At 67.3% G+C, this 16,602-nt stretch carries 16 protein-coding genes and 3 tRNA genes; 10 read left to right on the forward strand and 9 right to left on the reverse strand.

From position 1 onward, the window contains the following. Both G579_RS0109950 and nagZ read left to right on the forward strand, forming a co-directional pair. Window positions 1-295, forward strand: a 295-nt coding sequence (locus tag G579_RS0109950) for an IS5 family transposase (protein ID WP_028990066.1), incomplete at its 5' end; no start/stop codon positions are given. A 25-nt stretch (window positions 296-320) separates the two neighbouring features. Beyond that, window positions 321-1,361 carry a beta-N-acetylhexosaminidase gene (nagZ, locus tag G579_RS16950; protein WP_051181363.1) on the forward strand — a complete coding sequence of 347 codons (1,041 nt, stop codon included), beginning with the start codon at window positions 321-323 and terminating at the stop codon, window positions 1,359-1,361. On the opposite strand, the gene G579_RS18315 is transcribed toward nagZ, so the two are convergent. Then, window positions 1,358-2,821, reverse strand: a complete 1,464-nt coding sequence (locus G579_RS18315) for an RsmB/NOP family class I SAM-dependent RNA methyltransferase (RefSeq protein WP_051181366.1) — start codon at window positions 2,819-2,821, stop codon at window positions 1,358-1,360. The two genes, nagZ and G579_RS18315, sit on opposite strands and share 4 nt — an antisense overlap. Window positions 2,822-2,854: 33 nt before the next feature. Continuing rightward, window positions 2,855-3,415 carry an elongation factor P gene (efp, locus tag G579_RS0109965; RefSeq protein WP_028990067.1) on the reverse strand — a complete coding sequence of 187 codons (561 nt, stop codon included), beginning with the start codon at window positions 3,413-3,415 and terminating at the stop codon, window positions 2,855-2,857. A gap of 119 nt (window positions 3,416-3,534) precedes the next feature. Here efp and G579_RS0109970 point away from each other — a divergent pair, with 119 nt between their 5' ends. The 7 genes from G579_RS0109970 to G579_RS18320 all read left to right on the forward strand — a co-directional run bounded on the left by G579_RS0109970 (window position 3,535) and on the right by G579_RS18320 (window position 9,884). Further along, the gene (locus G579_RS0109970) at window positions 3,535-3,849 is read left to right on the forward strand and encodes a gamma-butyrobetaine hydroxylase-like domain-containing protein (RefSeq protein ID WP_028990068.1); all 315 of its coding nucleotides are present in this window, start codon (window positions 3,535-3,537) and stop codon (window positions 3,847-3,849) included. Between the two features lie 10 nt (window positions 3,850-3,859). After that, the gene (uvrC, locus tag G579_RS0109975; protein ID WP_038019353.1) at window positions 3,860-5,680 is read left to right on the forward strand and encodes an excinuclease ABC subunit UvrC; all 1,821 of its coding nucleotides are present in this window, start codon (window positions 3,860-3,862) and stop codon (window positions 5,678-5,680) included. A 14-nt stretch (window positions 5,681-5,694) separates the two neighbouring features. Beyond that, window positions 5,695-6,264 carry a CDP-diacylglycerol--glycerol-3-phosphate 3-phosphatidyltransferase gene (gene pgsA, locus G579_RS0109980; protein WP_028990070.1) on the forward strand — a complete coding sequence of 190 codons (570 nt, stop codon included), beginning with the start codon at window positions 5,695-5,697 and terminating at the stop codon, window positions 6,262-6,264. A gap of 54 nt (window positions 6,265-6,318) precedes the next feature. Continuing rightward, window positions 6,319-6,393, forward strand: a tRNA-Gly gene (locus tag G579_RS0109985). Between the two features lie 52 nt (window positions 6,394-6,445). Further along, window positions 6,446-6,519, forward strand: a tRNA-Cys gene (locus G579_RS0109990). Window positions 6,520-6,532: 13 nt separating this feature from the next. Beyond that, a tRNA-Leu gene (locus G579_RS0109995) sits at window positions 6,533-6,617 on the forward strand. A gap of 369 nt (window positions 6,618-6,986) precedes the next feature. Then, window positions 6,987-9,884, forward strand: coding sequence for a PAS domain S-box protein (locus G579_RS18320; RefSeq protein WP_081662717.1), 2,898 nt, complete (start codon window positions 6,987-6,989; stop codon window positions 9,882-9,884). Window positions 9,885-9,917: 33 nt separating this feature from the next. On the opposite strand, the gene G579_RS16965 is transcribed toward G579_RS18320, so the two are convergent. From G579_RS16965 to dapE, 4 genes are all read right to left on the reverse strand, one after another. Further along, window positions 9,918-10,778 (reverse strand): YqaJ viral recombinase family nuclease, encoded by an 861-nt coding sequence (locus tag G579_RS16965; protein WP_051181372.1) that lies wholly within the window; start codon window positions 10,776-10,778, stop codon window positions 9,918-9,920. Then, window positions 10,775-11,365, reverse strand: a complete 591-nt coding sequence (locus G579_RS18325) for a hypothetical protein (protein ID WP_051181374.1) — start codon at window positions 11,363-11,365, stop codon at window positions 10,775-10,777. Before G579_RS18325 ends, G579_RS16965 begins: the two co-directional genes overlap by 4 nt. 437 nt (window positions 11,366-11,802) lie before the next feature. Beyond that, entirely contained in the window at window positions 11,803-12,606 is an 804-nt protein-coding gene (locus G579_RS18675; protein WP_155989802.1) for a septal ring lytic transglycosylase RlpA family protein, read from the reverse strand. 44 nt (window positions 12,607-12,650) lie between these two features. Next, complete coding sequence (gene dapE, locus G579_RS0110020) at window positions 12,651-13,787, reverse strand: succinyl-diaminopimelate desuccinylase (protein WP_028990071.1); 1,137 nt, start codon at window positions 13,785-13,787, stop codon at window positions 12,651-12,653. Between the two features lie 100 nt (window positions 13,788-13,887). On the opposite strand from dapE, the gene G579_RS19210 reads away from it, so the two are divergent. Continuing rightward, entirely contained in the window at window positions 13,888-14,148 is a 261-nt protein-coding gene (locus tag G579_RS19210) for a CDGSH iron-sulfur domain-containing protein (RefSeq protein WP_028990072.1), read from the forward strand. On the opposite strand, the gene G579_RS0110030 is transcribed toward G579_RS19210, so the two are convergent. The 3 genes from G579_RS0110030 to dapC are packed head-to-tail and all read right to left on the reverse strand — an operon-like array spanning window position 14,127 to window position 16,504. Then, window positions 14,127-14,471: an ArsC family reductase gene (locus G579_RS0110030; RefSeq protein ID WP_028990073.1), complete on the reverse strand. Its 345-nt coding sequence runs from the start codon at window positions 14,469-14,471 to the stop codon at window positions 14,127-14,129. The two genes, G579_RS19210 and G579_RS0110030, sit on opposite strands and share 22 nt — an antisense overlap. Before the next feature lie 5 nt (window positions 14,472-14,476). Continuing rightward, window positions 14,477-15,298: a 2,3,4,5-tetrahydropyridine-2,6-dicarboxylate N-succinyltransferase gene (gene dapD, locus G579_RS0110035; RefSeq protein WP_028990074.1), complete on the reverse strand. Its 822-nt coding sequence runs from the start codon at window positions 15,296-15,298 to the stop codon at window positions 14,477-14,479. Window positions 15,299-15,304: 6 nt separating this feature from the next. Continuing rightward, window positions 15,305-16,504 carry a succinyldiaminopimelate transaminase gene (dapC, locus tag G579_RS0110040; RefSeq protein WP_028990075.1) on the reverse strand — a complete coding sequence of 400 codons (1,200 nt, stop codon included), beginning with the start codon at window positions 16,502-16,504 and terminating at the stop codon, window positions 15,305-15,307. Between the last annotated feature and the right edge of the window lie 98 nt (window positions 16,505-16,602).

Raw genomic sequence — 16,602 nt, forward strand, 5'->3', positions numbered from 1 at the left:
CGCAGCACTGATCCAGGATCAGCCGGCCGAATTCATCGTGGCCGACAAGGGCTACGATTCGGATGCCTTCGTCGAAACAATTACGACGCAGGGCGGTCAGGCGGTAATCCCGCCGCGTTCCAACCGACTCAACCCCCGCTCGTTCGACCGGCATATCTACAAGAGCCGCAATCTGATCGAGCGTTTCTTCGCTCGCATCAAGCAATTCAGACGCATCGCCACGCGTTACGACAAGCTCGCCCACTCCTTCCTGTCGTTCGTCCATCTGGCTTGTTCCATCGTCTGGTTGGCTTGATTGAGAACAGACCCTAGGAGTTTCCATGCCCCTATCCCTGCCCCTTGGCCCCGTCATGGCGGATGTCGCCGGCCTGCGCCTCACGCCCGAAGAGCGGGAGCGCCTGCTGCATCCCATGCTCGGCGGCATCATTCTTTTCGCCCGCAACTGCGAAAGCCCCGCCCAGGTGGCCGAATTGGTGGCCGAGATCAAGGCCCTGCGCAGCCCGGCCCTGCTGGTCGGCATCGACCAGGAGGGCGGCCGGGTGCAGCGCTTGCGCGAGGGCGTGACGCGCCTGCCGCCCATGGCGCGCCTGGGCCAGCGCTACGACGCCGACGCGGACGCCGGACTGCGGCTGGCGGAGAACGCCGGCCGGCTGCTCGGCGTGGAGATGCGGGCGCTCGGCATCGACATCAGTTTCGCGCCGGTGCTGGACCTCGGCCTGGAAGTGAGCGCCGTCATCGGCGATCGCGCCTTCCACCGCGAGCCCGAGGGCGTGGCGCGCCTCGCAGCGGCCTTCTGGCGCGGCATGGAAGCGGCAGGGCTGCGCGGGGTGGGCAAGCACTTTCCCGGCCACGGCAGCACGGCGCTGGATTCGCATCTGGCCATTCCCGTGGACGAGCGCCCGCTGGCGGCCATCGAGGCGCTCGACCTCGTTCCTTTCCGCCGTCTGGTGGACGCCGGCATTCCCGGGATGATGCCGGCGCACGTCATTTATCCGCAGCTCGATCCCTTGCCGGCGGGTTTCTCCCGCTTCTGGCTGCAGGACGTGCTGCGCGGCCGGCTGGGCTTTGCGGGCTGCATCTTCAGCGATGATCTGTCCATGGCCGGGGCCGGCGCGGTGGGCGGCGTGGCGGAGCGGGTGGGGGCGGCGCTGCGGGCGGGCTGCGACATGCTGCTAGTCTGCAACGATCCGGCGGCCGCGCTGCAGGCCATGCAGGCGGCGGAAGCGCTCGGCGCGCGCGCCGACGCCGGGCGCCTGGAGCGCATGCGCGGGCAGGGCGGCACGCCCTGGCCGGCGCTGGCGGTGGCGCCGGATTATCTGGCCCTGCGCGAGGAGATCGGCCGCGCCTTCCCGCTGGCCTAAGCCAGGTTGCGCACCACGGCGCGCCGGCTGCCGGGGATCTGGCTCTTGAGCAGGCCGTCCTGCACCAGTCCCGCGCCCAGGCAGAGGCCGTCGTGGAAGATGGCGACTTGGCCGCCCTCCGGGCCGGCGTAGGGCACGCTGCCGCCCGCCAGCAGGGCCTGCAGGGCGCCTTGCTCGTGTTCGGCCAAGTCCACCCGGCGGCGGCTGATCCAGGGGGCGATGAACTGCAGGAAATCGCTGGTCACCTTGGTGAGCTTGCCCTCCCGGTTCAGGCGGGCCATGCGGATGCCGCTGCGCTGGGCCAGTTGCGCCACCGAGAGCTCCGTCTCCCGGCTGATCACCCACAGGTCCTTGTCGCGCAGATAGGCGAACTGATCCAGCAGCTCCGCCGGCAGGCCGTACTCGCTTTCCATGCGGCGCAGGATGGGCTGGATCTCGGGATGTTCGGGGGTCAGCAGGTCCGGCGCCCCGGCGCGGGCCGGACCGGCATGGCTGCGGGCTGGCCGGACGCGCGCCGCGTCGCCGGTCTTGGTGAAGGCAGCGATGAAGAAGCCCTGGCCGTCGTTGTCCTGCGGATTGAGCCGGATGCTGCGCGCCAGGCGCGGATCCAGCGCTTGCCCGTCCACTTGGGTCCAGCCGGCTTCGACGTTCACCCCGGGCAGCGGGGGCAGGGCTTCCAGCGTCAACGGCAGTTGGCGCAGGGCCCAGTCCACCCGCAGCTCGTTTTCCTCGGCCGTCAGGGTGCAGGTGGAGTAGACCAGCCGGCCGCCGGGGCGCAGCGCCTTGACCGCCGCGTGAAACAGGCGCTCCTGCACCTTGACCAGACGCTCCATCCGCTCGCGGCTCCACCAGCCGAGCACTTCCGGCTGGCGGCCGATGATGCCGAGGGCGGAGCAGGGGGCGTCCAGGAGCACACGGTCGAAGTAGCCCGGCAGCAGATTGCCCAAGCGTGCGCCGTCCATCTGGCTCTGGCTGACGTTGATCGTGCCGAGCCGGTCCAGGTTGAAAGCCAGGGCGCGCACGCGCGCCGCCGACACGTCGTTGGCCAGCACCAGGCCGCGGCCCTGCATGGCCTGGGCGAGCTGGGTGGTCTTGGAGCCGGGCGCGGCGCAGAGATCGAGCACGCGCTCGCCGGGCTGGGGATCGAGGACGCGCACCGGCAGGTAAGAGCTCAGATCCTGGAGGTAGTAGAGCCCCATGGCGTGCTCCAGGAGCCCGCCCACATTGGCATCTGCGGGCGCATAGGCGAGCAGGGCGGGGTCCAGGACGCTTGGACGGGTGTGGATGCCCTGGCGGGCCAAGCGGGCGCGCAGGGCCTCCACCTCGATGCGCTGGGTGTTGACCCGGATCTGGGAACGGGTCGGGCGGCCGGCGCAGGCGAGATAGGCCGCCGCCCGCTCGCCGAAGTAGCGCGTCGTAAAGTCGAGCAGGTCCTTGCCGGGCTCGAAGACGGCGGCCATGCTGCTGTGACCCGGCTCAGGGAATTCGGGCGCTCAGGCCCGGTCTAAATAGCTGCCGTCCACGGTGCTCACGCGGATCTTCTCGCCGGTGTTCACGAAGGGCGGCACCATCACGGTCAGGCCGGTCTCGACCTTGGCGGGCTTGTAGGAGCTGGCGGCGGTCTGCCCCTTGATGGCGGGGTCGGCCTCCACCACGGTCAGCACCACCGCCGGCGGCAGTTCCACGCCGATGGGACGGTCGTTATGGAAGTTGATCTGCACGTCCGTGTTCGGCAGCAGGAACTCCACCTGGCCTTCCAGGGCGTCGGCGTCCAGGGTCATCTGCTCGTAGGTGCTGGTATCCATGAACACGTAGCCGCTGCCGTCATTGTACAAGTACTGCATGGCGCGCGGCTCCACCACCGCCTTCTCCACCTTGTCCTCGGAGCGGAAGCGGATGTTGGTCTTGGTGCCGGTCTCGATGTTCTTCATCTCCACCTGCATGAAGGCGCCGCCCTTGCCGGGCTTGACGTGCTGGGTCTTGGCCACGCGCCACAGGCCCTTTTCGTATTCCAGCAGGTTGCCGGGACGGATGTCGAAAGCGGAAATCTTCATGAGCGCACTCCCTCGGAACGTTGCAATGATTTGAAATTCGCGCGATTGTACCCCATTCCCTTTTCGGCTGCCTAGCTGGCCCGGGCGGCACGGCCGCCCACTGACAAACGAGGACCACGATGACGGACAAGCGCACCCAACCCCTGGAAATCCGGCCCATGATGCTGAGCAAGCAGATGGAGATCGACTGGGCGGACGGGCACACCAGCCGCTACAGCTTCGAATATCTGCGCGTGGAATGCCCGTGCGCCGACTGCAAGGGCCACACCCCCGACCAGGCCAAGGTCATCACCGGCAAGGAGGGGATCGGCATCACCAACATCGAGCCGGTCGGCAATTACGCCGTCAAACTGTTTTTCGAGGACGGCCACAACACCGGCATCTACTCCTGGGATTATCTGCGTCACCTGGACCCGGCGGAGCGCAATAGCTGATCTTTTCCGCATGGCTTTCGATCTGAGCGAATTCCTGAAGAACCTGAGCACCCGCCCGGGCGTCTATCTCATGATCGGCCGGGGCGGCGAGGTGCTGTACGTCGGCAAGGCCCGCAATCTCAAGCGCCGCGTCAGTTCCTACTTCCAGAAGACCAAGCACCCGCCCAAGACCTTGGCCATGCTGGCCCAGGTGGATCACGTGGAGGTGAACGTCACCCACACGGAGACCGAGGCGCTGGTCCTGGAGAACAACCTCATCAAGCAGCACCAGCCGCGCTACAACGTGCTGCTGCGCGACGACAAGGGTTATCCCTACATCTACCTGGACACCACCCATCCCTTCCCGCGCCTGAGCTACCATCGCGGCGCGCGCAAGGGGAGGGGACGCTACTTCGGCCCCTATCCGGCCGCCGCCAGCGTGCGCGAAAGCCTCAATCTCATGCAGAAGGTCTTTCCTGTGCGCCAGTGCGACGACACCTACTACAAGAACCGCACCCGCCCCTGCCTGCAGTACCAGATCAAGCGCTGCAGCGGCCCCTGCGTCGGGCTGACGACACCCGAGGCCTACGCCGAGGACGTGCGCAACACGGTGCGCTTCCTGGAAGGCAAGACTCACGAGATCATCGACGAACTGGGCCGGCAGATGCAGGCCGCCGCCGAGGCGCTGGACTTCGAGCGTGCCGCGCAGCTGCGCAACCGCATCGCCGCCCTGAGCAAGGTGCAGGAGCGCCAGTACGTGGACCAGTCGGGCGGCGGCGACTTCGACATCGTCGCCGCCAGCCGCGAGCAGGACGCCGCCAGCGTCTACGTGGCTTTCATCCGCAGCGGCCGCCACCTGGGCGGCAAGGCGTTCTTCCCGCAGCATACGGAGGGCGTGAGCGAGGCCGATCTCCTGGCCGGCTTCCTGCCGCAGTTCTATCTGGACAAGTCGGTGCCCGGCAACGTCCTGGTCAGCCACATGCCGCGCAACGCCCAGTGGATCAGCGATGCGCTGGAGCAGCAGGCCGGCCACCGGGTGCAGATCAGCCACCCCCAGCGCGGGCCGCGGCGCCGCTGGCTGGACATGGCCGCCGTCAACGGCCGTGATGCCTTGCGCCGGCGCCTGGCCGGGCAGGCCACCGTGCTGGCCCGCTTCGAGGCCATGCGCGATGCCCTGGGCCTGGAGGCCACGCCCGAGCGCATCGAGTGCTTCGACATCAGCCACACCATGGGCGAGGCCACCGTCGCCAGCTGCGTGGTCTTCGACGCCAACGGTTCGCGCAAATCCGATTACCGCCGCTACAACATCAGCGGCGTGGCCCCCGGCGACGATTACGGCGCCATGCGCCAGGCGCTGACGCGGCGCTACGAGAAGCAGGTGGCGGCCGGCACCCCGTTGCCCGACCTCATCCTCATCGACGGCGGCCCCGGCCAGATCGGCGTGGCGGTGGACGTGCTGAACGGCCTGGGCGTCCATGACGTGCAGTTGTTGGGCGTGGCCAAGGGCACGACCCGCAAGCCGGGCCTGGAGCAGCTTTTCCTGCCCGGGCGCAAGGAGGCGCTGGTGCTGCCGGCCGACTCGCCGGCCCTGCTCGGCATCCAGCAGATCCGCGACGAGGCGCACCGCTTCGCCATCACCGGCCACCGCGCCCGGCGCGGCAAGGCACGCACCCAGTCGAGCCTGGAGGAGATCGCCGGCGTCGGGCCGAAGCGGCGCCAGGCGCTGCTGAAGGCTTTCGGCGGGCTGAAGGGCATCCTGAACGCCGGGATCGAGGACCTTGCCCGCGTGCCCGGGATCGATCACAATTTAGCGCAGAGAATCTATAACCAACTGCATCCCGACACCCCCTAGGAGCCGGCCCGGCCATGCTGGCAAGACTGCCCAATTACCTGACCCTGCTGCGGATCGCCCTGATCCCGGTGTTCGTGGCGTTTTTCTTCGTCGACGCTCCCTGGGGCAATGCCGGCGCCGCGCTGGTTTTCGCCGTCGCCTCCCTGACCGATTGGCTGGACGGCTATCTGGCGCGTAAGTACAACACCGTGTCGCCCTTCGGCACCTTCCTGGATCCAGTGGCGGACAAGCTCATGGTGGCCACCGCGCTCGTGCTGCTGACCGGCGCGGACCGGGCGCCGGGCCTGCTGACCGCCATCATCGTCGGCCGGGAGATCACCGTGTCCGCCCTGCGCGAATGGATGGCGGAGGTGGGGCAGCGCGCCAAGGTGGCGGTGTCATGGATCGGCAAGGGCAAGGCCACCAGCCAGATGCTCGCCATCGTTTTTCTGCTTTATGATTTCCCCATCTTTGGCCTGCCCACGCACAGCATCGGGCTCGCGCTGCTCTTTTTCGCCGCCTTCCTGACCTTGTGGAGCATGCTGGCCTATCTGCGCGCCGCTTGGCCGAACCTGCGCTTCGCGCCGCCGGAAAGCAAGTTGTGATGCAAGCGGGGCTTGACAGCCGCCGCGTAATCCATAGAATAGCGTTCATCACATGCGGGAATAGCTCAGTGGTAGAGCACAACCTTGCCAAGGTTGGGGTCGCGAGTTCGAGTCTCGTTTCCCGCTCCAAGATTTCCATGGGGAAAGCGGTGCTTTCCCCTTTCTTGCATTAAGCGCCCCCGGCTGGGTGGCAGAGTGGTTATGCAGCGGCCTGCAAAGCCGTGGACGCCGGTTCGATTCCGACCCCAGCCTCCAAATTCCTTCCCCCGCCCGGGTGGCGAAATCGGTAGACGCAAGGGACTTAAAATCCCTCGCCTTCGGGCATGCCGGTTCGAGTCCGGCCCCGGGCACCATCCCGTAAGTCAAGCAGTGACAACGAATTTTTCCTTCCCACCGCAGCATGCGGCGTGCCAGGGCTGTTCCCGCGGCAACGACCGTGCTGTTTGCTCGCCGCCGCCAACTCATCGTTGCCCATCAGGTGGCCGGGAACATTCTCTGCCGGCCGGCTTGTTTAAGATCGATTGCTAAGTGGTTGCCAGGAATGCCTTTCTCACCAGCGGATAATTTGCTATTTTTAGCGGCTGTCTTGCTGCGTCTGTTCTAAATTGCTTCGGCTTGTGCATGCGCGATGCCATTCGGTTTGCAGTGGCAGCCGCTCGTATTGCTTTTGCCATCGCCGCATTCCCGAATCGACCTTCGCCTTCTGCTTCAAGGCTGAATCCATGCCTTCGATAAAACCTGCGTTTTGGCACTACGCTGCTGCCTTGCTGCTCAGCGCGCTGGCCTTTTTCATCAATACGCTGCTGTCGCCCTACGGGGTGGCGCCTCTGGCTTTTTCCATCGCCGCGGTGATGCTGAGCGCATGGCTCGGCGGCTGGGGACCGGGGTTGCTGGCGACCGCCATGCTCGCCTTCGCGCTTCTGCACTTTCTGCCTCCCTTCGCCTCCTCCGAAGCAGCGCCCCTGTACGTGGTCTCGCGTCTGGCCAGCTTCATCCTGCTGGCGCTGCTCATCACCTGGCTCAGCGATCTCCTGCGCAGCGCCCTGCGGCGGACCGAAGCGGCGCAGGCGGATGCGGCCTTTCTCGCCGAAACCGGTGTGCTGCTGTCGGAATCCCTGGATTACACGACCACGCTGCAGCGCCTGGTCCAGGCGGCCGTTCCACGCTTTTGCGACGCCTGCATGGTGGACATGGCGCAACAGGATCGCTCCTTCGAGCGCGTGGCCGTGGCCCATCACAATCCCGCCAAGGATATGCTGCTGCGCGACCTGGGGCGGCTCTATCCGCCGGCTCCGAATCCCCGCTACGGCGTGTCCAAGGTCATCGACACCGGTCGTCCGGAAGTTCTGGCAAGGGTGACCGACGACATGCTGGCTGCCGTGGCGCGGGATGGGGAGCACCTCGCCGCGCTGCGGCAGCTGAAAATCCGCTCCTACATGTGCGTGCCTCTCATCGCCCGCGGCCGCACCCTGGGTGCCATCTCCTTCATCCTGTCGGAATCGACTCGCCGCTACGGGCCGGCGGATCTGGCCCTGGCGGAGGAGTTGGCCCGCCGGGCCGCCCTGGCCGTGGACAACGCCCGGCTCTACAGCGAGGTCTGCGCGACCGAACAGCAGCTGCGCGCGCAACTGAATTTCACCCGGGCCTTGACCCAGTGCCTGGGGGAAGGTGTCTATGCGCTGGATCTGGACGGCCGGCTCAGCTACATGAATCCCGCCGCGGAACGCATGCTCGGCTGGACGGAAGCGGAGCTGCGCGGCCGGGTGGTGCACGACCTCATTCACTTTCAGCATGCCGACGGCAGCAGGCATCCCCGCAGCGAGTGCCCCACCACGGCGGTCATGCGTTCGGGCGAACCGGTGCGCATCGATGACGATGTCTTCACCCAACGGGACGGCTCGCTGCTGCCGGTGGCCTACACCGCTTCGCCCATCACCGACGGCGACAGCAAGGGGGCGGTGCTCGCTTTCCACGACATCAGCGAGCGCAAGCGCAACGAAGCTCTGCTGCGCGGCCAGAAGGACCTGCTGGAGACCATCGCCCGCGGTGCGGCACCGGAAGCGGTGTTTGGCGCCTTGGCTGCTTTCATGGAGAGCCAGGCCCCCGGCTCGATGTGCGCCGTCCTGGTCCTGGACGACAGCGGCAGGCATTTCCGTTGCGCCGCACCCAGCCGCTTGCCGTCCGAGGTCGTTGACCTGGTCGAGGCGATGGCCGTCGCTCCCGGTGCCGGGCCTTGCGCCTGCGCCGCGGCGGCCGTGGACAAGGCGCCGGTCTTCGTGGCCGACATCATGGAGGATCCGCTCTGGAAGGATTACCTGGACTTGGCCCGCCGCCATGGGCTGCGCGCCTGCTGGGGCGCGCCCATTCTGGGGTCCGACGGCAGCGTGCTGGGTGCCATCACCATGGACTTTCACGAACCGCGCCGTCCCAGCCCGCGGGATCGCCAGCTGATCGACATCTCCACCCACTTGGCCGCCATCGCCCTGGAGCGCAGCCAGGCGGAAAAGCGCTTGCGCGAGAGCGAGGCGCGCTTTCGCGCCACCTTCGATCAGGCGGCGGTGGGCATGGCGCAGACGCAGCCGGACGGACGGTTGCTCCAGGTGAATCAGCGGCTGTGCGACATGCTCGGCTACGCGCCCGAGGAACTCTTGCAAAAGCGCTTTCAGGACATCACCCATCCGGCGGATCTGGAATCGAATATCGCCTGGGTGCAGCGACTGCTGGCCGGCGAGATCCAGACCTTCACCATCGAAAAGCGCTATTTGCGCAAGTGCGGCGAGACCTTGTGGGCCAACCTGACCGTGTCGCTGGTGCGCGCGGGGGGCGAACAGCCCGACCACTTCATTGCGATCATCGAAGACATCGGGGCGCGCAAGCGGGCGGAAGCGGAGATCCGGCGCCTGAACGCCAGCCTCGAGCAGCGGGTGGCGGAGCGTACCGCCGAGCTGCAGGCCAGCAACCTGGAGCTGGAGGCGTTCAGCTACTCGGTGTCGCACGACCTGCGCGCGCCGCTGCGCGCCATCAACGGCTTCAGCCAAGTGCTGCTGGAGGACTACGGCAAGCGGCTGGACGAGGAGGGCAGGCGCTATCTGGCGCGGGTGCGCGCCGCCAGCGAGCGGATGGCCGATCTCATGGACGCCCTGCTGAATCTGTCGCGGGTGACGCGCAGCGAGATGCAGCGGGAACAGATGAATCTGAGCGCCGCGGCGCACAAGATCGCGCGGCAACTGCAGCAGGCCGAACCGCAGCGGCAAGTCACCTTCGCGATTGCCGATGCGGTCACTGGCGAGGGTGATGCCAAGCTGCTGTGGCTGGCCTTGGAGAATTTGCTGGGCAATGCCTGGAAATTCACCCGCGACTGCGCGGACGCGCGCATCGAGTTCGGCGTGCGGGAGGAAGCGGGGGAGCGGGTCTACTGCGTGCGCGACAACGGCATCGGCTTCGACATGGCCTATGCCGACAAGCTCTTCGAGCCCTTCCATCGCCTGCACCCGCCTGCCCAATTCGAGGGCACCGGCATCGGCCTGGCCACCGTGCAGCGCATCGTCGCCCGCCACGGCGGGCGCATCTGGGCCGAAAGCACCGTGGGCCAGGGTGCGACCTTCTACTTCACTTTGTAAGGCTTGGATCTTGGAGGAGCCGGATAGGCGAGGCTATCCGGCTTGCTTGCGCTCGAGGGTGGAAATGGTGCAGACCAGGCTGCCCGGCTTGCGGTAGGGTTCCAGGTCCACCTCCTGGAGAAGCGGCACCTTGCCGTAATCGATGCTGCCCTTGCGGAAAGTCTTGGCGACCCGCACCCCGGCGCCCATGGTGACGCCGGTGCCGGCCAGGGCCTCCAGGCGCGCCCGGGCTTCGGCTTCGGCGGCCCTGGCCGCCTGCAGCGCCTGCTGGGCCTGCTGCCAAGCGCGGGCATGCCGCGCCCACTCGGCATCCTCGCGCAGCACGGGGTCCTGGGCGCCGAGTGGCGGCGGCTCGTCGGCTTGCACGTAGCCCCAGAAGGTGCGCTCGGCTTCCACCAGATCATGGATGTAGGCACCATCCGGGTAGACCTCCACCAGCACGCCCTGCGCCCCGTCGAAGGACCAGAGGTGACACACTTCGGCGCCGGTCACGCTCAGTTGATGCTGAATCTGCGCGATGTACTTCTGCGGCACCTTGCCCGCCCGCGCCAGGGAATGATCCTCCGTCCCGGGACACTTGATTTCCAGGATGAGATCCTCGTCCAGGGAGATGCCGTCCAGGCTGGCCAGCATGAAATCGTGCTGGGGATGGATCCGGCAGTGCGGCTCCACGATGTTGCCGGTGTACGCCTCGTAGGCCGCGCGGGCGACCGGCTCCAGGGCGATGCCGCGGCGCATGGCCCCGGTGCGGGGCGCCGGCGCCCGGCGGCCGGTCTTGCTCTCCCACAGCTCAAAGGGCGTGGCCCAGGGCGAATCGCCTGTCACGATCGGGGCCTCGGACGAACCGATGCCCCGACTGCGCCACGCCAGCCAGTCGGCCGTGCGCTGCTTCATGCCGCGGCCCGCCGCTTCTTCTCGAGCATCTTGACCGCCCGGTTATAGTCCTTGGCGGGCAGTTCCGCGAAGCTGGCGACGTGGAAGAAGGCCAGCATCTTGTCCACGTCCGCATGCACCTCGTCGGCCAGGGTGCGCAGATGCTCCTGCTGTTCCACCGTCACGGTGTCCACCTTCACTTCCTGCTGCTGGTGAATGGCGTTTTCCACCTCGTTGGCGCTGGCATACTCGCCGCCGTGCAGTCCCAGATTGGCCAGGGCCCGGCCCACCGCGCTGGTTTCGCAGTTCTCGATGGCGCTGGTGCGGTTGACCTGGCTGGAGTTGCGCCGCTCCTCGGCATAGCCGTTGCCGATCAGCACCCACTGGCCGTCATGGAAAAACTCGATGCGGGCCAGCACGATCACGCGCTCGTCGTTGGCCTCCACGATCTCGGTCAGAATGCGACCCTTGACGCCAAAGATTTCGCGGAAGACCTCGTTGCGTTGCGCGACGGTGGTGTAGCGCTTGCGGCCGAGCAGAATGCCCTTCTCGTTCAGTTCGGCAACCCGCTGCATGGCCGCTTTCAACAGTTTGTTCAACTCTTCCATATTCATCTCCATACGTTCGCCTGCCGCATCCCGGCGGGAGGCGGCAAAACAGGGCGGTGCGCCCGGGGCGCCAGCAGGGTTGATCAGAGGCAGAAACAAAGCGCTTGGAAGCGGTTCCGGTGCTGGCGGTCGAAGCTGTTTCCCAAGCTATAATCAGACCGCGAAATCGCAGAAAAGTTTCCGATGGCGGGGAAAGTGGAAGAAGAAATATGAAAAGCCTGGGAAACCAGGAATGATGGAGATGCGTCGTCAGGCGATCCCGCGTTCAAACAAAAGGATAAACGCTGGTGTTCGAGTTGTAAACATCCTTTGCAAGGCCGGAAACAAGGGGGCGGCCGGTGCGTGAGAGTGCCGGAAACCGGGGGTTTCTGGCCGCGGATGAAAAGTTGACCCGCTGATCGCCCGCATTAGGGGGGAAGGTCGCGCAGACGCGGCACTCAGGGGAGCACCACCATCGCATTTATCCCCAGATCGTCGGCCAGGCGCAGCCTGACGGTTTCCGCTTCACGGCTGTCCGCGAAAGGGCCAATTCGGACCTTGTAAAGCGTGCTCCCTGGCGATGGGTTGGACAGCACGCTGGCGTTGGCGATGCCCGCGCTCAGGAGCCGCTGGCGCAGTCCCTCGGCATTGCTGACGAGGGCAAAGGCGCCGGTCTGCAGATAAACGCCCGCCGAAGCGGTGGACGGCAGCGCAGGGACTGCCGGCGCCACCGGCGGCGCGACGGGGACGGGTGCCGGGGCGGTCGGCAACGGCGCACCGCCCAAGGCCACCACTTCCACCGGCGCGGTGCCGGTGATGCCCAGGCGCTTGGCGGTGCCGGCGGACAGGTCGATGAGCCGGCCGTCGATGAAGGGGCCGCGGTCGTTGACCATCACCTCCACGGAACGGCCGTTTTGCAGGTTGGTCACGCGTACCAGGGTCGGCAGGGGCAAGGTGCGATGGGCGGCGCTGATGCCGTCGGGATCGAAGCGGGTGCCCATGGAGGTGCGGTTGCCGGATTCCCAGCCGTACCACGAGGCGATGCCCCGTTCCCGATAGCCGGCGCTGCTGGCCATGGGGTAGTAGGTACGGCCCCGGATGGTATAGGGCCGGTTGTAGGCGGCCTTGGGATTGGGGGCGCTCAGTTCGGGGCGCGGCGGCGTGGTGCTGCAGGCCGTCACTGTGAGCAGGGTCGGGAAGGCGAGCAGGAGCGCTATGGCGCTGCCGGTCACGCGGGGCAGGCGTGGGATTGCAGTCGACACGGTGATCTTCCTCGGAGGCTTGGTGTTGTTCTTGCCGCGGGCGGCTAGCGCAGCAGCCGCTCCAGAATGTCCCGGTAGATTTCCGCCAGCTGATCCAGATCGGCCGCGCGGACGTGTTCGTTGAGCTTGTGGATGCTGGCGTTGATTGGTCCCAGCTCGATGACCTGGGCGCCGGTGGGGGCGATGAAGCGGCCGTCCGAGGTGCCGCCGCCCGTGGACAGCGCGGCCTCGCGGCCGGTGGCCGCCCGGATCGCCGCGCGTGCGGCGTTCACCAGCTCGCCCGGCGGGGTCAGGAAGGGCTGGCCGGACAGGGACCAGGTCAGCTCATAGTCGAGCCCGTGCCTGTTCAGCACCGCTTCCACGCCCGCCCGCAGCCCGGCGTCGCTGGAAGCCGGGGAGAAGCGGAAGTTGAAGTCGACGGTGCAGGTGCCGGGAATGACGTTGCTGGCGCCGGTGCCGGCATGGATGTTGGAGATCTGCAGGCGGGTGGGTTCGAAATAGTCGTTGCCCGCGTCCCACTCGATGCGGACCAGCTCGTCCAGGGCCGGCAGGGCCTTGTGGACGGGGTTGTCCGCCAGCTGCGGATAGGCGATGTGCCCCTGCACGCCCTTGATCACCAAGCGGCCGTTGAGGGAGCCGCGCCGGCCATTCTTGATGGTGTCGCCCAAAGCCTCGCCGGACGAGGGCTCGCCCACCAGGCAGTAGTCGATGCGGCGATTGTGCTGCCGCAGCCACTCCACCACCTTGACCGTGCCGTTCACGGCCGGCCCTTCCTCGTCGGAGGTGATCAGGAAGCCGATGCTGCCATGGTGCTGGGGGTGCAGGGCCACGAAGCGCTCCACGGCGACGAGCATGGCGGCCAGGCTGCCCTTCATGTCCGCCGCGCCGCGTCCGTAGAGCACGCCGTCGCGCAGGGCCGGGGTGAAGGGATCGCTGTGCCAGGCCTCCAGCGGACCGGTGGGCACCACGTCCGTGTGGCCGGCGAAGACGAAGAGCGGGCCGCTGCTGCCACGCTGGGCCCAGAAGTTCTGCACCTCGCCGAAGGGCAGGCGGGTGATCTCGAAGCCCAGCCGCTCCAGGCGCTCGATCATCAGGTCCTGGCAGCCGGCGTCCTCGGGCGTGACGGACGGCCGGGCGATGAGCGCCTGGGCGAGTTGCAGGACGGCGGACTGGTCAGCCATGGGTTCCCCTTATTTCGCTGGATGTATGTTATCTTGCCGGCACTTTATAGTGGCCGTTTTCAGTGGCGCCACGCCCTTCACGATGGAGATGCAGCGGATCATGAGTCTTTACCGCAAGGGGGAGCCTTACCTCGTCAAGCTGGCGGCGGGCGAGGGCGCGAAGATCTGCAGCTGCGGCCAGACCGCGTCCCCGCCCTTCTGCGACGACAGCCACATGCGCTGCGACGGCCGGCACCGTCCCTTCGTGCTGGCGCCCGCCGGCTTCCCCCAGCATGTCTGGGTGTGCGGCTGCGGCCGCTCGCGGGCCATGCCCTACTGCGACGGCAGCCACAAGGCGGCTCAGGAGCAGAAGGCCTCGTAGTCGGCCGGCCGGAAGCCCAGCTGGTAGGCGCCGTCACGCGCCAGCAGGGGACGCTTCAGCAGGGTCGGATGGCGGGCCAGCAGGGCGATGGCCGCCTCCCTGTCCGCCACCGTCCTGTCCGCTTCCGGCAGCTGCCGCCAGGTGCTGGATTGGCGGTTGAGCAGACGCTCCCAGCCGAGGGCGTCGGCCCAGGTCCGCAGCATGGCCGCGTCCAGGCCGTCCCGGCGCAGGTCGTGGAAGCGGTGGGCGATGCCGCGCTCCTCCAGCCAGCGCCGCGCCTTGCGGCAGGTGTCGCAATTGGGAATGCCGTAGAGGGTGAGCATGGCGCTCAGATGTCCCGCAGCAGCTCGTTGATGCCCACCTTGGCGCGGGTCTTGGCGTCGACCTGCTTGACGATGACCGCGCAGTAGAGGCTGTACTTGCCGTCCTTGCTCGGCAGGTTGCCGGACACCACCACCGAGCCGGCCGGGATGCGCCCGTAGCTGATCTCGCCGGTCTCGCGGTTGTAGATTTTGGTGCTCTGGCCGATGTAGACGCCCATGGAAATCACCGAGCCTTCCTCCACGATCACGCCTTCCACCACCTCGGAGCGCGCGCCGATGAAGCAGTTGTCCTCGATGATGGTGGGGTTGGCCTGCAGCGGCTCCAGCACGCCACCGATGCCGACGCCGCCGGAGAGGTGCACGTTCTTGCCGATCTGGGCGCAGGAGCCCACCGTCGCCCAGGTGTCCACCATGGTGCCCTCGTCCACGTAGGCGCCGATGTTCACGAAGGACGGCATCAGCACCACGTTGCGGCCGATGAAGGAGCCCTTGCGCACCGCCGCCGGCGGCACCACGCGGAAGCCGCCGGTACGGAAGTCGTTGCTGTTGTAGTCGGCGAACTTGGGCGGCACCTTGTCGTAGTACTGGGTCTCGCCGCCGTTCATGCGGTAGTTGTCGTCGATGCGGAAGGACAGCAGTACGGCTTTCTTGAGCCACTGGTGGGTGACCCACTGGCCTTCCTGTTTCTCGGCCACGCGCAGCACGCCCTTGTCCAGGCTCTCGATCGCGTGGTGCACGGCCTCGCGCAGCTCGGCGCTGGTGCTGCGCGGATTGATGCTGGCGCGGTCCTCGAAGGCGGTTTCGATGATCTGCTGCAGGTTCGACATACGTCCTTATCCTTTTCTTGAGCTGACGAAATCTTGGATGCGGCGCGCGGCTTCCACGCACTCCTCCAGCGGCGCGACCAGGGCGATGCGCACCCGGTCCCGGCCGGGATTGGCGCCGTGGGCGGCGCGGGACAGATAGGCGCCGGGCAGCACGGTCACGTGCTGCTGGGCATAGAGATCACGGGCGAAGGCCTCGCCGTCGCCCACCTGCGGCCACAGGTAGAAGCCGGCCGCCGGGCGCGCCACCGGCAGCACCCCGGCCAGCACCTCGAGCACCGCGTCGAACTTCTCCCGGTAGGCGCGGCGGTTGGCGCGCACGTGCTCCTCGTCCTGCCAGGCGGCGATGGCGCCGGCCTGCACGAAGGGCGGGGTGGCGTTGCCGAGATAGGTGCGATACAGGAGAAACTGCGCCAGGATCTCCGGATCGCCGGCCACGAAGCCGCTGCGCGCGCCGGGCATGTTGGAGCGCTTGGACAGGCTATGGAAGACCAGGCAGTGCCTCAGGCTGTGGTGGCCCAGGCGCGCGGCCGCCTGCAGCAAGCCGGGCGGCGGGGCCGCTTCGTCCATGTAGATCTCGCTGTAGCACTCGTCGGCGGCGATGATGAAGTCGTGCTGCTGCGCCTTGCCGATGAGGTAGGCGAGGGTATCCTCGTCCAGTACGGCGCCCGTGGGATTGTTGGGCGAGCAGACATAGAGCAGTCGGGTGCGCGTCCAGACCTCGTCCGGGACGGCGCGGTAGTCGGGTTGGCCGTCCGCGCCGCTGTTGAGGTAATGGGGCTCGCCGCCGGCCAGGATCGTCGCGCCTTCGTAAATCTGGTAAAAGGGGTTGGGCATCAGCACCCGCTGGGCCGGGCTGGCGCAGGGGTCCAGCGCGGCCTGGGCAATGGCGAAGAGGGCTTCGCGGGTGCCGTTGACCGGCAGCACGTGCCGCTCGGGCGCAAGGAAACCCGCGGGCAGGCCGAAGCGGCGCGTGGCCCAGGCGGCGATGGCCTCGCGCAGCGCCGGCGTGCCCGCCGTCTTCGGGTACTGGGAAATGCCGTGCAGGTGCTCGATGACGGCCTCGCTCACCCGCTGCGGGGTGGCGTGCTTGGGCTCGCCGATGGACAGATCGATGTGGTTGCGGTCCGTCGGCGGCGTCAACCCGCGCTTGAGGGCGGCCAGCCGCTCGAAGGGATAGGGGTGCAGATGTGCAAGCCGTGGGTTCAAAGTCGCTCGTTTCCGTACTGAGAAAGCCGCATTATAGAGGCAAGGGCAAGCCGGCTGCAAAGCAGGTCCAGGCCAGCGGCCTGGATACAAGAGCTGAT

It is taken from the genome of Thermithiobacillus tepidarius DSM 3134 (assembly GCF_000423825.1).
Lineage (GTDB): Bacteria > Pseudomonadota > Gammaproteobacteria > Acidithiobacillales > Thermithiobacillaceae > Thermithiobacillus > Thermithiobacillus tepidarius.

Coding starts and splice junctions, on each gene's coding strand:
- uvrC (WP_038019353.1), top strand. CDS start 3,860: ATGGCTTTCGATCTGAGCGAATTCCTGAAGAACCTGAGCACCCGCCCG.
- G579_RS18320 (WP_081662717.1), top strand. CDS start 6,987: ATGCCTTCGATAAAACCTGCGTTTTGGCACTACGCTGCTGCCTTGCTG.
- G579_RS0110030 (WP_028990073.1), bottom strand. CDS start 14,471: ATGCTCACCCTCTACGGCATTCCCAATTGCGACACCTGCCGCAAGGCG.
- nagZ (WP_051181363.1), top strand. CDS start 321: ATGCCCCTATCCCTGCCCCTTGGCCCCGTCATGGCGGATGTCGCCGGC.
- pgsA (WP_028990070.1), top strand. CDS start 5,695: ATGCTGGCAAGACTGCCCAATTACCTGACCCTGCTGCGGATCGCCCTG.
- dapE (WP_028990071.1), bottom strand. CDS start 13,787: ATGGCTGACCAGTCCGCCGTCCTGCAACTCGCCCAGGCGCTCATCGCC.
- G579_RS16965 (WP_051181372.1), bottom strand. CDS start 10,778: ATGAAGCAGCGCACGGCCGACTGGCTGGCGTGGCGCAGTCGGGGCATC.
- G579_RS19210 (WP_028990072.1), top strand. CDS start 13,888: ATGAGTCTTTACCGCAAGGGGGAGCCTTACCTCGTCAAGCTGGCGGCG.
- dapD (WP_028990074.1), bottom strand. CDS start 15,298: ATGTCGAACCTGCAGCAGATCATCGAAACCGCCTTCGAGGACCGCGCC.
- G579_RS0109970 (WP_028990068.1), top strand. CDS start 3,535: ATGACGGACAAGCGCACCCAACCCCTGGAAATCCGGCCCATGATGCTG.
- efp (WP_028990067.1), bottom strand. CDS start 3,415: ATGAAGATTTCCGCTTTCGACATCCGTCCCGGCAACCTGCTGGAATAC.
- G579_RS18315 (WP_051181366.1), bottom strand. CDS start 2,821: ATGGCCGCCGTCTTCGAGCCCGGCAAGGACCTGCTCGACTTTACGACG.
- G579_RS18325 (WP_051181374.1), bottom strand. CDS start 11,365: ATGGAAGAGTTGAACAAACTGTTGAAAGCGGCCATGCAGCGGGTTGCC.